Source organism: Buttiauxella massiliensis, from assembly GCF_902500225.1.
GTDB lineage: Bacteria > Pseudomonadota > Gammaproteobacteria > Enterobacterales > Enterobacteriaceae > Buttiauxella > Buttiauxella massiliensis.
Genome location: NZ_LR722662.1, coordinates 36,216 through 50,431, shown reverse-complemented (window position 1 = coordinate 50,431; position 14,216 = coordinate 36,216). Strand labels below are relative to the sequence as shown.

The window sequence follows — 14,216 nt, the reverse complement described above, 5'->3', positions numbered from 1 at the left end:
ATTTTCTTATTATTAATTAGAATAACTAAACTACATTAGCATCCAGCTATCTTATCTCTCCGGGTACTTTTTAATCCTCCTGAAACCTTGTGCCGATTGCTGCGCTTTATCGCTTCGCTTAAGCAATAGACAGAGCAATACACGGCCTGCCGGTTCGCCATTTTTCCAACTACAGACCAAAATTAATGCACCACAATAAAAAGGATGGTGCTATGAAAACTGTATTGATAATGGTGTTAATGGCGGGTGTGATAGGGTCGGCTGCGGCAGCAGATAAAGCGATGACGCCGCAGCAGCAACGTATGACGTCGTGTAACCAACAAGCGACCTCTCAAACTCTGAAAGGGGACGCCCGTAAAACGTATATGAGCAATTGCCTGAAAAATAGTCAGTCAGCGCCAGCAGATAAAAGTTTGACGCCGCAGCAGCAGAAAATGAAAGACTGTAACGCTGAGGCAGGCAAAAAAACATTATCCGGTGATACACGAAAAACTTTTATGAGTAATTGCCTGAAAAAACAATCCTGATAGCCTAAATGGGTGAGTCGGTTCGCTGACTCACTCATAAAATCATACTTTCCCCCGGATTAAGCTTTCTATAATTACGGAAAATATTTCAGAATATTCCTAATTATCATGAAAGATGAACACAGTTCTGGAAGATGGCTTCGTGGGGGATTTATGGATAGCTCAACGTACCTTGATGAGGACAAGCATCGCTCGGCGCGACGATTTGCCCGACGACTTTACATCCCTCGAATCATAGGATTAGCGACAGGTTTTTTCTGTGTCTCCTCAGTGCTCGTTATGCAACCGGTGTCGGGGTGGTGGTGGTTGCTATTGGTCGCCTATAGTTTTATCTGGCCACACTTCGCATGGCAAACTGCAGATCGTGCATCCGATCCCGCCCGAGCCGAAATCCGTAACTTAATGGTCGATTCTTTGATGGGTGGCGTGTGGATTGCGGTGATGGGGTTGAACGCTTTACCATCAGCGCTAATTCTCGCAATGTTGTGTATGAACAACGTCGGCTGTGGTGGATTGAAATTGTTCCTGGGTGGCTTGGGTGTAATTGTGCTGAGTTGTCTGCTGACGTTGGGTTTGTTTCACATGCCACTCAATCTACAAACCATGCCATCACAGGTATGGATTTGTCTGCCATTCCTGCTGATTTACCCGACTTACTTTGGCCTGGTCAGTTACCGAACTGCCCTCAAACTCTCCGAACATAAACGGCGTTTAATGTATATGAGCACTCGCGATGGCATGACGGGTGTATATAACCGCCGCCACTGGGAGCATCTGCTGCATGGCGAGTATGATAACTGCCAGCGTTACCAGCGTAGTGCCACTTTGTTACTCATTGATATTGATTACTTTAAATCAATTAATGATTCATACGGGCACGATGTGGGGGATGAGGCTATTCTGGCGCTTACCGAGCATCTGCAACTGACTCTGCGTATTACCGATGTTATCGGGCGCTTTGGGGGGGATGAGTTTGGCGTAATTATGTCTGGCACGGCTCAAGAAAGCGCAATACAGGCGATGGCACGAGTACGGGAATATCTTGAAGAGTTTCGCATACCTCATGCACCGCGTATTTCGCTGCGCATCAGCGTAGGAGTGGCGGAATTTGATAAAAGTATGATTAATTATCGCGAATGGCTAAAAGCGGCCGATGTGGCGCTGTATAAAGCCAAAAACCTGGGTCGTAGCCGCACAGAGGTCGCCGATATAGCGGCTTAAAACCCTCTCCGATTACAGGAGAGGGCAGAAAAATTATGATTTACCTAAGTGCTCGGATTTGGCCATACATTTCACTACGGCTTCCATCACTGCGGCTCTGAACCCTTTTTCTTCCAGAACTTTTACCGCTTCAATCGTTGTACCGCCCGGTGAACACACCATATCTTTCAACTCACCAGGATGCTGGCCTGTTTCCAATACCATTTTGGCTGAACCCATCACTGCCTGTGCTGCAAACTGATACGCTTGCTTGCGCGGCATTCCACCTAGCACTGCGGCATCAGCCATAGCTTCGATAAACATAAAGACATAAGCCGGTGCTGAACCACTGACACCAACGACCGGGTGGATCATGTTTTCAGAGACGACTTCGGCAAGCCCGAAGCTGCGGAAAATATTCACCGCATCGGCAATATCTTCTGAAGTAACCAGGGCGTTTGGCGTAATCGAGGTCATACCTGCATTCACTAATGCTGGTGTGTTAGGCATTGCGCGGATAATTTTGCGGTCATGGCCTAATGCTTTAGCCAACGAATCCAGCGTAATGCCTGCGGCAATTGAAATCACCACGGTATCTTTATTCAGGCTGGAATTAACTTCACCGAGAACTTTTATCATCACATTGGGTTTCACTGCACCGAAGACGATATCGGCGATCTGCGCCACTTCTTGTGCACTTTGCGCCGCATTAATACCGTACTGGTCGCCTAATGCTTCCACTTTATCGGGCGACGGTGTGTAGACCCAGATATTACCTGGAAGTACCTGTCCACTGGCTATCAGGCCACCCAGGATGGCTTTTCCCATGTTGCCGCAACCAATAAATCCAATTTTCTTATCCAAAGTCTCACTCCATCTTTTGAGTTGTGTGATGAGCATAGCTTACCGTGCTTTCAGGCGCTCACGCTACGTCCAGGCGGAACAGCAAGCAAAGATAAAGTTGGCGATTGACGGAAAATCACGGCAAGATCGCCCCATTCCCACTGACAATCAGGAGTCGTCATGCAAATTTGGGTGGATGCCGATGCGTGTCCAAAAGTCATAAAAGAAGTGCTGTTTCGTGCGGCTGAACGTGCGCAAATTGTGGTAACACTGGTAGCCAATCAGGGGCTGAAAACCCCACCTTCACGCTTTATTCGTACCCTGCAAGTAGCGACGGGGTTTGATGTGGCTGACAACGAAATTGTGCGCCGTTGTGAAAAAGGTGACTTAGTGGTCACGGCTGACATACCGCTCGCAGCGGATGTGCTGGAAAAGGGGGCGATTGCTCTTAATCCTCGCGGTGAGCTTTACACACCTGCTACCATCCGTGAGCGCCTGACGATGCGCGATTTTATGGATACATTAAGAGCCAGTGGAGTGCAAACTGGTGGGCCTGATAGTCTTAATCAGCGCGACCGCCAGATGTTTGCCAATGAACTGGAGAAATGGCTGCTTGTCGCCGGTCGTTCAAAAAGCGCTTAATACCGATGTAATTCTATTCCACGTACTAGCTTGCTGGTATGATGGCAACCTTTGGCGGACTTCTAAGGATTAGCCACCGATGACTCAACCCATTTATTTAGTCGGCGCGCGAGGTTGTGGCAAAACAACCGTCGGTGTTGCATTAGCGCAGGCATTGGGCTGTAACTTTGTTGATACCGACCACTACCTTTTAACCAGCACCAAGATGAGTGTTGCTGATATTGTGGCGCAAGAAGGATGGGACGGTTTTCGTCGCCGAGAATCTGGCGCACTGAAAAGTGTCACGGCCCCCAATACGGTCATCGCAACCGGCGGCGGTATGGTACTGGCTGAAAGTAATCGCCAGTTTATGCGTGAACATGGTGTGGTTATCTATTTACGTGCACCGGCGCAAATCCTTGCTTCACGTTTAGAAGCCTTCCCGGAAGAGGGCCAACGCCCAACACTGACTGGCAGACCTATTACCGACGAAATCGTTGATGTTCTCGCGGCGCGTGAAGCGCTGTACAACCAGGCTGCACACCATGTGATTGATGCCACTCGTCCGCCAGCCGAGATTGTCGAAGCGGTGATTACAGCATTGCATACGGTTCGTGCCAGCTAATCATTGTCTATACTTAACGCTCATCCATAACCTAAGGAAGAGCGATGGCGAGCAATCCTCCCTATCCCCGAGAAGCACGAATTGTTACTGTTGAAAAAGGCGCTACTGACCAGACCGTGACCTGGTATCAACTCCGTGCTGACCATCCCCATCCTGATACGCTGATTAGTGAACACGAAACAGAACAAGAAGCGCTGGATGCGAAGCGGCGTTATGAAGATCCGCAAAAAACGTAATACCTCGGCATGGACGCCATGATTACCCCCCTGTTTTCCGAATTAACTCAATGACCTGGTCACTAATCACACCTTTCGTTTAATCTTGTTGTTAACAAATCATTATCGTGATGTTGTATATATGTCGTTGACGTTTCGTTGAACATTCCGGCAGATGCTCTGCAATTATGCTGCTACGCTTTGTGGTTAATTATTGAGCGACCTTCAGCAGAGTATCATTCACAGGAAAGATACCAGTGCAGCAGTGAAGGACTGATATGGGACAAGGGCGGAACGAAACATGAAACAAACATTGGCAATTCTCACCATTGGTGTCGTCCCGGTCAGTGAAATACTGCCGTTACTCACAGACCATATTTCTGAAGAACAAATTAAAACTTTCAGTCTGTTAGGTAATCTTTCTTATGGCGAAGTGATGGAAGAATTTTCACCGTCACCCGATGAAGAACAACTTCTGACGCTGTTAACCGGTAATGTTTTGGCTTACGTGGGGAAGCAGAAAGTAGAGCGAGCGTTGCAAAGTGTTATTGAGGTGCTGGATAACCAGGGTTTCGATGTCATTTTATTGATGAGCACACACCGCTTAGCCAACCTCTCGGTGCGTAAAGGTATCTTGCTGGAGCCTGAGCGAATTATTCCACCGCTTGTGGCTTCAATAGTCGATGGACACCAGGTCGGTATCATTCTTCCCGTTCCCGAAATGATGAAATATCAGAATAAAAAATGGGAGTTACTCCCCATTGAGCCGCTGTATGAACTGGCTAACCCTGTTCATGGAACTGAGCAAGATCTCATCGATGCAGGAAAAAAACTGGTAGAAAGTGGTGCAGATGTTTTGGTGCTGGACTGCCTTGGATTCCATCAAAAACATCGCGATTTGTTGCAAAAATCATTAGATGTCCCGGTATTGTTATCGAACGTGTTGATTGCACGTTTAGCCTCGGAATTGCTCGCATAACGACAGGTAATAATTTGCGTGACAGGCTCTCAAGTTCCCCTCTATATTGTTTTTTCAACTATTTTAAAAAGGGCCTGGTCATGCTTCAAAGTAATGAGTACTTTTCCGGTAAAGTGAAATCTATTGGTTTTACAAGCAGCAGCACTGGCCGCGCGAGTGTTGGGGTCATGGTTGAAGGTGAATACACTTTTGGCACGGCTCAACCAGAAGAAATGACCGTCATCAGTGGTGCATTACACGTTTTACTACCGGGTGAAACCGAGTGGAAAACTTATGCAGCGGGCACCGTGTTCCATGTTCCTGGACACAGTGAATTCCATTTACAAGTCGCTGAACCTACGTCGTATCTTTGCCGTTATTTAGCTGATAAATAATTTACCCTTCACACTTCAAGTTGCAGGTGTGTCGCCTGCCTGCAACTCGAATTATTTAGGGTAAAACATTCTCTTCTGAAAAATGTTAGCGTTGAGCTTCGCCGCCCAGTGCTTCCACCAGGTTCTTAATCAACGCCGCCAGTTCACCCGTCATCAGAATAAAATCTGCATCAAAACGAGCACCGAAATCTTCACGGTCAATATCCTCATTTTGGTCACGCAGGGTATCGGCAAACTTCAGGCGCTTAATCGAACCGTCGTCAGCAATCAAAAACTGAATGCGTTCTTGCCAGTCGAGAGCCAGTTTGGTGACCACTTTGTCAGCTTCGATATGGGCTGCAATCTCATCGCAAACCAGATCCTGCTGCTTACAGCGAATCACACCGCCGCCTTCGAGAATAGCTTTAAGCTCGGCTTCATCCATCAGCGCAAAGCCCGGAGGCACGTCGCCAGAACGCACCCACTCAGTCAGCGTCAGCTCAATAGGGGTTTCCAGCGCCAATGGCACAACAGGCAGCGAACCGAGGCTTTTACGCAGCAGTGCCAGCGTATCTTCAGCTTTTTTAGCACTGGCACAATCGACCATGATCAAACCGTTGACGGTATCGATCCACATCATGGTTTGATTGAAACGACTGAAAGCGCGTGGCAGCAAAGAGTGCAGCACTTCATCTTTTAGGGAATCTTTCTCGGTCTTTTTCAGCTTACGAGCTTGTTCGGCTTCAAGACGGCTGATCTTCGCTTCCAGTTCTTGTTTAATCACCGGGGCCGGGAGGATTTTTTCTTCTTTACGGGCGCAAATCACAATCTGCCCGTTGGCTACATGGGTTAATGCATCGCTGTGCGAACCCATTGGCGACACCCAGCCGGTCTTTGCCATATCCTGGCTGCCACATGGGGTGAAAGTAAACGCGGCCAACTGTTTTTCCATCTCATCCGCTGAAAGCGTGATGTCACGGCTTAAACGGTAAACCATTAAATTTTTGAACCACAGCATGATTATTTCCCGGACTGTCAGTTAAACGCAGCGGGCATGATAGCGAATCAGCGGCTGTGTTTCATTGCCTTTACAGGGCCACACTTCTATTCTGTTGATAACACTAATTAAATGAGGGCATCGCTGTGCGCATTGGTATCGATTTAGGTGGAACAAAAACAGAAGTGATCGCACTGGCGGATGATGGTAAACAACTTTTCCGTCATCGCCTGCCAACACCGAAAAATGATTATCAGCAAACCATTGGCACCATTGCTGAATTGGTACGCCTGGCTGAAGAGGCCACAGGTGAGAAGGGAACGGTCGGAGTTGGTATCCCAGGCTCGATTTCGCCCTACACCCGAGTGGTAAAAAATGCCAACTCAACCTGGCTCAATGGCCAATCTTTCGACAAAGACTTATGCGATGCGCTAAGCCGTGAAGTGCGTTTGGCAAACGATGCCAACTGCCTGGCGGTTTCCGAAGCCATAGATGGTGCAGCAGCAGGGGCAGCGATTGTTTTTGCGGTGATTATCGGAACCGGCTGTGGCTCAGGTATTGCCATTAATGGTCGCAGTTTGATTGGTGGTAACGGTACTGCGGGCGAATGGGGGCACAACCCATTACCGTGGATGGACGAAGACGAGCTACGTTTTCGCGAGGAAGTGCCTTGCTACTGTGGCAAACAAGGGTGCATCGAAACCTTTATTTCCGGTACCGGCTTTGGCACGGATTACCATCGCCTGAGCGGAAAACAGCTCAAAGGCAATGAGATCATGCATTTAGTCGATCAACAAGATCCTGTCGCTGAGCTGGCGATCGCGCGTTACGAAATGCGTCTCGCAAAATCACTGGCGCACATCGTCAATATTCTCGATCCCGATGTGATCGTATTGGGCGGTGGGATGAGCAACAACGAACGCTTGTACAAAACGGTGCCGCAGCTAGTGAAACCATGGGTATTTGGTGGAGAGTGCGAAACCCCAATTCGTAAAGCGGTGCACGGTGATTCCAGCGGTGTCCGTGGTGCTGCATGGTTGTGGCCATTAGAGAAATAAAAGCGGGCCTATGACGCTGTGCCTGTAGCTCAGATAAGCGCAGCGTCATCGACAAAAATCACCCGACAGCAAACTCCTTCGCCAGGCGACTCACTCCCAATCCGTTGATTTTTTTAACCTTGATCTGTACCGGAATGCGCTCTTTCATTGCTTCAACATGGCTGATAACACCGATAGTTTTTCCACTGGCGTTAAGTGTATCCAGCGCATCTAGCGCGGTATCCAATGTTTCAGCGTCCAGCGTGCCAAAGCCTTCATCGAGGAACAGCGAATCGATACGCGTTTTATGGCTCACCAGATCGGAGAGCGCCAGTGCCAGCGCGAGGCTGACCAGGAAGCTCTCGCCACCAGAAAGTGTACGCGTGTCACGCACCGCATCAGCCTGCCAGGTATCCACCACTTGTAATTCCAGCGCTTCGCTGTCTTTTCGTTGTAGCAAATAGCGACCGTGCAGTCGGTTGAGCTGGTTGTTGGCAAGCCATACCAGGTTGTCGAGCGTCAGCCCTTGGGCAAACTTACGGAATTTGTCGCCTTCTTTTGAGCCAATCAACGCATTGAGATAACCCCAGTCTTCAACTTGTTGCTGGCACTCAACAATTGCCTGCATCAGCCCTTGTTGGCGCTGACGGTTTTCCACGTCATGTTGTAACTGTTGCTGAATTTGCCCTTGCTGAGTGGTGTTCTCGCGCAGTTGTTGGTTGCATTGAGCCAGCTGTTCTTGCAGCTCGCTCAGCTGTGTATCTTCCGCCAGCGCTTGCGGGCGAGCCGCAATATGCTCCGCTAGCGCTTTCTCAGCCTGCTGGCAGAGCACGGTTTGCTGCTGGTGTTGTTGCTCAAGCTGCTGCTTTTTCTGCTCAAGCATCTGGCGTTCATTTTCATCCAGCAAAGCCGCCTGGAATGATTCCACGTCGGCAAAGGGACTTGCGGCAAGCGCACTCAGGAATTGTGTGTTTGCCTGAGCAACACGGGTTTCTTCTTGTTGCAGTTGCTGTTGCAGTGTTTGCCATTGGCTCTCTAGTGCGATGCAATCGCTGTGCAACGAGTGCCAGTTTTGTAATGCTGCGATTTGTTCGCTTTCGGATAGCAACGCTGGCAGGGTGCCATCATCAACAAAGGCATTTAACACACTCTCAAGGGTCGCCAGTTGTTGCTGCAAACGCGGTAACTGTTCACTGCGTTGCTGCCAGAGTTGCGATTCCTGCTGTCTCTGTGCCAGCCAGTTATTTTCTTCACCGTGAGCGGGATGTTGCAGGCCAACATTTTCCAGGGCGGTGTTCAACGCATCGCGTTGGGTTGCAATTTCATCGGCAAGTTTACGATGCTGGACTTTCGCCTGAGTTAGCTGTTCTTCCAGCACAATGCGCTGGCTAAGCTGATGCAGCTGTTGTTCGCGCTGCTCCTCACTTTCGAGCCAGTGCTGAATATCATCTTCGGGTGCCAGCACCAATTGCAGGTTGGCACACAGTTGTTGCCAGTGAGCACGTAGCTCATTTTCCTCTTCATCCAGGGTCTTGATGGTATGAATCAGGTTTTCACGTTGTTTACGCTGTGTATCAAGCTGACCTTTCATCGCAAAGCCCGCTTCTGCAAGGCTTGCCACTTCCAGTTTTAATTTATCCAGGCGCTGCTGGTTTTCACCTGGTTGTATCGCCTGGTAATCAGCGACCGCCGGGTGTTGCGTGGAGCCGCACAATGGGCAGGGTTGCTCAGGCTGCAAAAGGGCGCGTTCAGCTTCCAGGCTGACAATAAGCTTTTCACGTTCGCAGAGTTTCTCCAAATCACGCTCATGCTGGTGGCGTTCTTTATATTGCTGGCGTTTAAGCACCAGCTGCGCATCGCCCTCGGTAATCTGTTTCTCAAGAATGGCGAGCTCTTGTTGCTGAAGAGCTTTGCGCTTGAGTAATGAGGAGAGCTGCGGTTGAAGCGTTGCAAGCCTCTGGCGCTGAGGGCGTGCGGCAATCGTCGTCTGTAAATGAGCACTAACTTCATCTGCGCTAAGAGACAATTCAATGACGGGCAGCAGAGCGAGTTTTTTCTGGCTGGCGTCTATATCTCGTAGCAAAGTTTGTAGCTGAGTGGCATCACGCTGTTGCTGGCCGAAAGCCATGCGCCAGCCTGCCAGTTCTGCACCCCACAAGCGAAAATGTCCGTGGGTTTTCAGCCAATCCTGAAGCTGAGTATTATCTTCAGTCAGTTTTGCAGCCTGGCTTGCTGCTGCGAGCCGGGTCTGCTGGCGGCGTGCCTTTGTCTGAAGTAAGCGAGTGTTCACTTCCTCAGTTTTAATGCGCGTGGCTTGTAGAGTGGTTTGTAATTCCTGTAACCGTTTCCAGTCCGGGCGCAGTTTTTCTGCGGGTTGCGCTCGGGTGAGTTTTTCTAACTGCGGTGCCGCCTCTGTTATTGCGAGGGTTGCAGCATTCAAGGCCTGTTGGGTCTGTGTATGCTTCTGTGTGAGCTGTGAAAGCAGGCCGAGCCACTGCTGGTGTTGCTGGAGTTTAAGTTGTTCTGCAAGCTGTACTTTTTCTTCAGTAGTAAGTGCCTGCAAACTCTCAGCAAGCTGCTGGCGCTGCTCTTCGCTCAATAACGCTACACCAGCAGCCTGGGCTTGCAGGTTCTCAAGTTGGCTGCGCACATTTTTATGATTTTCAAAAACGGCCGCAGAAACGGTGCCGTAAATTTCAGTGCCGGTCAGTTCTTCGAGCAGCGAGGCACGGTCATTGGCATCGGCATTTAAAAATGCGGCGAACTGCCCCTGAGACAACATCATTGAGCGGGTGAAACGGTCGTAATCCAGCCCAGTCAGTTTTGCCGTGATATCGAGCTTATCTTTCACTTTATCGGCGACAATCTTGCCACTTTCCACTTCTGCCAGCTCGACACGCGGGGCTTGTAGATTGCCGTTTACCGCGTTGCGCGCCCGGTTCTGGCTCCAGAAAGCACGGTAGGCAACACCTTTAACTTCAAACTCCACTTCTGCCAGACATTCGGCTGTATCGCGTGTCATCAGATCATTTTGCGACTGCGAGACGGTATTGAGGCGCGGAGTCTTGTGGTAAAGCGCCAGGCAAATCGCATCCAGCAAGGTGGTTTTCCCGGCACCGGTTGGCCCGGTGATAGCAAACAATCCGTTGCTGGCAAAAGGTTCGCTGGTGAAATCAATTTTCCATTCCCCTTTCAGGGAGTTGAGGTTTTTTAACCGCAGGCTAAGGATTTTCATGCCTGTTCCTCCGTGTCATGCAGACTGGCAACGGTTTGAGCAAACAGTGTGCGCAAACGCTGTGCACGCTCTTCCGTGGTCTCTTCCTGAACCAGGCGGCGCTCAAAAACTTCCTCAACGGTGAGTTCACTCAGGGTTTCTTTATGCTGCTGGGCGATTACGCGTTCACGCTGCTCACGGCTACGGCGCAGCAACACCACTTCTACTGGCAGCGTTTCGGTGATTTGCTGGATATGGCGTTGCATATCATGCAGGTATTCATCGGTGGCGATTTCGATATCCAGCCACACTTTGGGTTCTGCGGGGGCATCGCGCCACTGTTCTAGTTGCTGTTCAATTTCAGACAGCGAACCTTTAATGACCGCTAACTGCTGGCTAACAGGAACAGTCAGTGGGGTGACCTCATGAAGTTTACCCTCGGCAAACTCAACCAGATAAACGCTCTTGGTCTTGCCGGTTTCGTCAAAACTTAGCGGAATAGGTGAACCGCTGTAACGGATATGTTCGGTGCCGCCAATTAATTGCGCACGATGAATATGGCCAAGCGCTATGTAATCGGCATCCGGGAAATGCTGCGCCGGGAAGGCATCAAGCGTGCCAATATAGATGTCACGTACTGCATCGCTTTTTGTCACGCCGACGGTCGTTAAATGCCCGGTGGCGATAATCGGCAGCTTCGCGTCAGCGCGCAAATCGCAGGCTGCGCGATAACACTGCTGATAATGTTCGCTAATGGCTTCCATTAAAGAACGCTGTTTTTCATGGCCGGACAGCCCCGCCTGGCTGTTTTGAATATCGCGTGGGCGCAAAAATGGGATTGGACAGAGAATCGCACCCGCCTTGCCGCTTTTGGTATTAAGAACGATAGCTTGCTGGCTGGCATCATGGCGGGCACTGGCAATCACATATGTGTTCAGGCAGGCCATAAGCTCGCGGGATTCGTTGAGCGTCGCCACTGAATCATGGTTTCCAGCCAGCACCACGAGCGAGCATCCCGTCGCCTGGAGCTGCACCACAAAACGGTTGTAGAGTTCTCGCGCATAGCTTGGTGGCGAGCCGGTATCAAAAATATCACCCGCGACGATTATGGCATCCACATCATTTTCAACGGCAGCTTTGAGCAGCCATTCAAGAAAAGCCTGGTGCTCAGGACCGCGACTTTTGGTATAAAAATTTTGACCAAGATGCCAGTCTGATGTGTGAATTATGCGCATGACCTGTCCGGTGGCTTAACAATGAAGTCCCGATTATAAGGGGACAAGGTAAAAAACGGCATATGTCTCTGTGTCATAAATGAAATTGATGGGTTGCTGAACGGTCATTTTTTTCATAAATCTGTCATAAATCTGACGCATAATGGCACCGCATTGAAACAACAATAATTATTCCCTGGACAAGACAAATCATGGCGAAACGCATTCTGGTCGTAGAAGATGAAGCTCCAATCCGCGAGATGGTCAGTTTTGTGCTTGAGCAAAACGGTTTTCAGCCAGTTGAAGCGGAAGATTATGACAGTGCAGTGAACTTGCTTATCGAACCTTTCCCCGACCTGATTCTGCTGGACTGGATGCTGCCAGGCGGCTCCGGTATTCAGTTTATTAAGCACCTGAAACGTGAAGCTATGACGCGTGATATACCGGTGATGATGCTGACTGCGCGTGGGGAAGAAGAAGACCGTGTGCGAGGTCTCGAAGTTGGGGCCGATGACTATATTACTAAGCCGTTTTCTCCGAAAGAGTTGGTGGCGCGTATTAAAGCTGTGATGCGCCGTATCTCTCCGATGGCAGTAGAAGAAGTGATCGATATGCAGGGGCTTATTCTCGACCCGTCGTCGCATCGCGTGATGACCGGGGAAAACCCATTGGATATGGGGCCAACAGAATTTAAGCTACTGCACTTCTTTATGACACACCCGGAGCGGGTGTATAGCCGTGAACAATTGCTAAACCATGTATGGGGCACCAATGTGTATGTCGAAGACCGAACGGTGGACGTACATATTCGGCGGTTACGCAAAGCGCTCGAACATAGTGGGCATGACAGAATGGTACAAACAGTACGCGGTACGGGTTATCGGTTCTCAACCCGCTTTTAATTCCTTATCAGGAGAGTGACGCGTGCTGGAACGGTTGTCATGGAAAAGGCTGGTACTGGAGCTGGTGCTCTGTTGTATACCGGCCGTCATTTTAGGCCTTATTTTTGGCCATTTACCCTGGTTTTTATTACTGGCAGTCACTGGGCTGCTGGTTTGGCATTTCTGGAATCTGCTGCGTCTGTCGTGGTGGTTGTGGGTTGATCGCAGCATGACGCCACCGCCGGGGCGGGGGAGTTGGGACCCGCTGTTGTACGGCCTTCACCAGATGCAACTGCGTAATAAAAAGCGCCGTAAAGAATTAGGCAATTTGATTAAGCGCTTTCGTAGCGGTGCAGAATCATTGCCCGATGCGGTTGTGCTCACCACCGAAGAAGGGACGATTTTTTGGTGTAACGGCCTGGCTCAACAATTGCTGGGCTTGCGCTGGCCGGATGATAACGGGCAGAACATCCTGAACTTGCTGCGTTACCCTGAATTTACCCGCTATTTGTCGCAGAAAGATTTTGCTCGCCCGCTGACACTCGTACTCAATAATGGCCGTCATCTGGAATTTCGCGTAATGCCTTATAGCGACGAACAGTGGCTGCTGGTGGCGCGTGATGTGACTCAGATGCACCAGCTTGAAGGAGCGCGTCGCAACTTCTTTGCCAACGTCAGCCATGAACTGCGTACGCCGTTAACGGTGCTGCAAGGTTATCTGGAGATGATGCAGGATCAAACCCTTGAAGGCCCGCTGCGCGAGAAAGCGCTGGGCACGATGCGCGAACAAACTTCACGTATGGAAGGGCTGGTTAAGCAGCTTCTCACGCTATCAAAAATTGAAGCAGCACCTGCGATGGTGCTCAATGAAAAGATTGATGTTCCACTGATGTTGCGTGTGGTGGAGCGCGAAGCGCAGACTCTCAGCCAACAAAGACAGACGTTACAGTTTGATATTGATCCGGCTTTAAAAGTGTTTGGTAACGAAGAGCAACTGCGCAGTGCGATTTCGAACCTCGTGTACAACGCAGTCAACCATACGCCAGATGGCACGCATATTACGGTGAGCTGGAAACGGGCGGCGGGCGGGGCGTGTTTTAGTGTTGCAGACACGGGGCCGGGCATTTCAGCAGAACACATTCCGCGCCTGACCGAGCGTTTCTACCGCGTGGATAAAGCGCGTTCACGGCAAACCGGTGGCAGTGGGCTGGGACTGGCGATAGTGAAACATGCTTTGAGCCACCACGACGCACGTCTGCATATTGAAAGCCAACTGGGTAAAGGAACCACCTTTTCCTTTGTACTGCCTGAGCGTCTTATCGTTAACGAAAAAGTGGTTCAGGCAGAGTAGTTTGCTCTCGTAGTGTCAAAAAAACTTTCCACAGGCCAGTTTTCTGGTCTGTGTTTTTTTTGCTCAGATGTAAATCAATAATCCTCGATCGGTTATAATTTGACCGCACAAACGACCATGATATTTTCTGATGGATAAACTTATCCTCTAACTTCCTGG

Annotated in this window: 14 protein-coding genes; 10 read left to right on the top strand and 4 right to left on the bottom strand. The window is 49.9% G+C overall.

Annotation, left to right across the window (positions count from 1 at the left end; all coding sequences use genetic code 11):
- Positions 1 to 212 precede the first annotated feature (212 nt).
- Both GC128_RS18765 and adrA read left to right on the top strand, forming a co-directional pair.
- Positions 213 to 527 (top strand): PsiF family protein, encoded by a 315-nt coding sequence (locus GC128_RS18765; protein ID WP_151995563.1) that lies wholly within the window; start codon positions 213 to 215, stop codon positions 525 to 527.
- A 93-nt stretch (positions 528 to 620) separates the two neighbouring features.
- On the top strand, positions 621 to 1,748 hold the full coding sequence (gene adrA, locus GC128_RS18760; protein WP_407643535.1) for a diguanylate cyclase AdrA: 1,128 nt from the start codon (positions 621 to 623) through the stop codon (positions 1,746 to 1,748).
- 33 nt (positions 1,749 to 1,781) lie between these two features.
- Here the strand turns inward: adrA and proC are convergent, their stop codons facing one another.
- Positions 1,782 to 2,591 carry a pyrroline-5-carboxylate reductase gene (gene proC / locus GC128_RS18755; protein ID WP_151995561.1) on the bottom strand — a complete coding sequence of 270 codons (810 nt, stop codon included), beginning with the start codon at positions 2,589 to 2,591 and terminating at the stop codon, positions 1,782 to 1,784.
- Between the two features lie 159 nt (positions 2,592 to 2,750).
- Here proC and GC128_RS18750 point away from each other — a divergent pair, with 159 nt between their 5' ends.
- The 5 genes from GC128_RS18750 (at position 2,751) to ppnP (ending at position 5,384) form a co-directional block, all read left to right on the top strand.
- Positions 2,751 to 3,212 carry a YaiI/YqxD family protein gene (locus GC128_RS18750; protein WP_064553011.1) on the top strand — a complete coding sequence of 154 codons (462 nt, stop codon included), beginning with the start codon at positions 2,751 to 2,753 and terminating at the stop codon, positions 3,210 to 3,212.
- Positions 3,213 to 3,291: 79 nt separating this feature from the next.
- On the top strand, positions 3,292 to 3,816 hold the full coding sequence (gene aroL, locus GC128_RS18745; protein ID WP_151995560.1) for a shikimate kinase AroL: 525 nt from the start codon (positions 3,292 to 3,294) through the stop codon (positions 3,814 to 3,816).
- Between the two features lie 44 nt (positions 3,817 to 3,860).
- Entirely contained in the window at positions 3,861 to 4,052 is a 192-nt protein-coding gene (locus tag GC128_RS18740) for a YaiA family protein (RefSeq protein ID WP_151995559.1), read from the top strand.
- Positions 4,053 to 4,332: 280 nt separating this feature from the next.
- Positions 4,333 to 5,010, top strand: coding sequence for an AroM family protein (locus GC128_RS18735; protein ID WP_151995558.1), 678 nt, complete (start codon positions 4,333 to 4,335; stop codon positions 5,008 to 5,010).
- An 80-nt stretch (positions 5,011 to 5,090) separates the two neighbouring features.
- On the top strand, positions 5,091 to 5,384 hold the full coding sequence (ppnP, locus tag GC128_RS18730) for a pyrimidine/purine nucleoside phosphorylase (protein ID WP_034457894.1): 294 nt from the start codon (positions 5,091 to 5,093) through the stop codon (positions 5,382 to 5,384).
- A gap of 85 nt (positions 5,385 to 5,469) precedes the next feature.
- Here the strand turns inward: ppnP and rdgC are convergent, their stop codons facing one another.
- A complete protein-coding gene (gene rdgC, locus GC128_RS18725) occupies positions 5,470 to 6,381 on the bottom strand; it encodes a recombination-associated protein RdgC (protein ID WP_064516551.1) in 912 nt (303 codons plus the stop codon).
- 125 nt (positions 6,382 to 6,506) lie between these two features.
- On the opposite strand from rdgC, the gene mak reads away from it, so the two are divergent.
- Positions 6,507 to 7,418: a fructokinase gene (gene mak / locus GC128_RS18720; RefSeq protein WP_151995557.1), complete on the top strand. Its 912-nt coding sequence runs from the start codon at positions 6,507 to 6,509 to the stop codon at positions 7,416 to 7,418.
- 58 nt (positions 7,419 to 7,476) lie between these two features.
- On the opposite strand, the gene sbcC is transcribed toward mak, so the two are convergent.
- Entirely contained in the window at positions 7,477 to 10,632 is a 3,156-nt protein-coding gene (sbcC, locus tag GC128_RS18715; protein ID WP_151995556.1) for an exonuclease subunit SbcC, read from the bottom strand.
- Positions 10,629 to 11,846 (bottom strand): exonuclease subunit SbcD, encoded by a 1,218-nt coding sequence (sbcD, locus tag GC128_RS18710; protein ID WP_151995555.1) that lies wholly within the window; start codon positions 11,844 to 11,846, stop codon positions 10,629 to 10,631. The genes sbcC and sbcD overlap by 4 nt, the downstream gene beginning before the upstream one ends.
- Before the next feature lie 191 nt (positions 11,847 to 12,037).
- Here sbcD and phoB point away from each other — a divergent pair, with 191 nt between their 5' ends.
- Both phoB and phoR read left to right on the top strand, forming a co-directional pair.
- Positions 12,038 to 12,727 (top strand): phosphate response regulator transcription factor PhoB, encoded by a 690-nt coding sequence (phoB, locus tag GC128_RS18705; protein ID WP_064516559.1) that lies wholly within the window; start codon positions 12,038 to 12,040, stop codon positions 12,725 to 12,727.
- Positions 12,728 to 12,749: 22 nt separating this feature from the next.
- On the top strand, positions 12,750 to 14,057 hold the full coding sequence (gene phoR / locus GC128_RS18700; protein WP_151995554.1) for a phosphate regulon sensor histidine kinase PhoR: 1,308 nt from the start codon (positions 12,750 to 12,752) through the stop codon (positions 14,055 to 14,057).
- Positions 14,058 to 14,216: the final 159 nt, after the last annotated feature.

Excerpts from the sequence above, each read along its gene's own strand:
- sbcC (WP_151995556.1), bottom strand. The coding sequence starts at position 10,632 with ATGAAAATCCTTAGCCTGCGGTTAAAAAACCTCAACTCCCTGAAAGGG.
- aroL (WP_151995560.1), top strand. The coding sequence starts at position 3,292 with ATGACTCAACCCATTTATTTAGTCGGCGCGCGAGGTTGTGGCAAAACA.
- GC128_RS18750 (WP_064553011.1), top strand. The coding sequence starts at position 2,751 with ATGCAAATTTGGGTGGATGCCGATGCGTGTCCAAAAGTCATAAAAGAA.
- phoB (WP_064516559.1), top strand. The coding sequence starts at position 12,038 with ATGGCGAAACGCATTCTGGTCGTAGAAGATGAAGCTCCAATCCGCGAG.
- GC128_RS18740 (WP_151995559.1), top strand. The coding sequence starts at position 3,861 with ATGGCGAGCAATCCTCCCTATCCCCGAGAAGCACGAATTGTTACTGTT.
- GC128_RS18735 (WP_151995558.1), top strand. The coding sequence starts at position 4,333 with ATGAAACAAACATTGGCAATTCTCACCATTGGTGTCGTCCCGGTCAGT.
- sbcD (WP_151995555.1), bottom strand. The coding sequence starts at position 11,846 with ATGCGCATAATTCACACATCAGACTGGCATCTTGGTCAAAATTTTTAT.
- GC128_RS18765 (WP_151995563.1), top strand. The coding sequence starts at position 213 with ATGAAAACTGTATTGATAATGGTGTTAATGGCGGGTGTGATAGGGTCG.
- rdgC (WP_064516551.1), bottom strand. The coding sequence starts at position 6,381 with ATGCTGTGGTTCAAAAATTTAATGGTTTACCGTTTAAGCCGTGACATC.
- ppnP (WP_034457894.1), top strand. The coding sequence starts at position 5,091 with ATGCTTCAAAGTAATGAGTACTTTTCCGGTAAAGTGAAATCTATTGGT.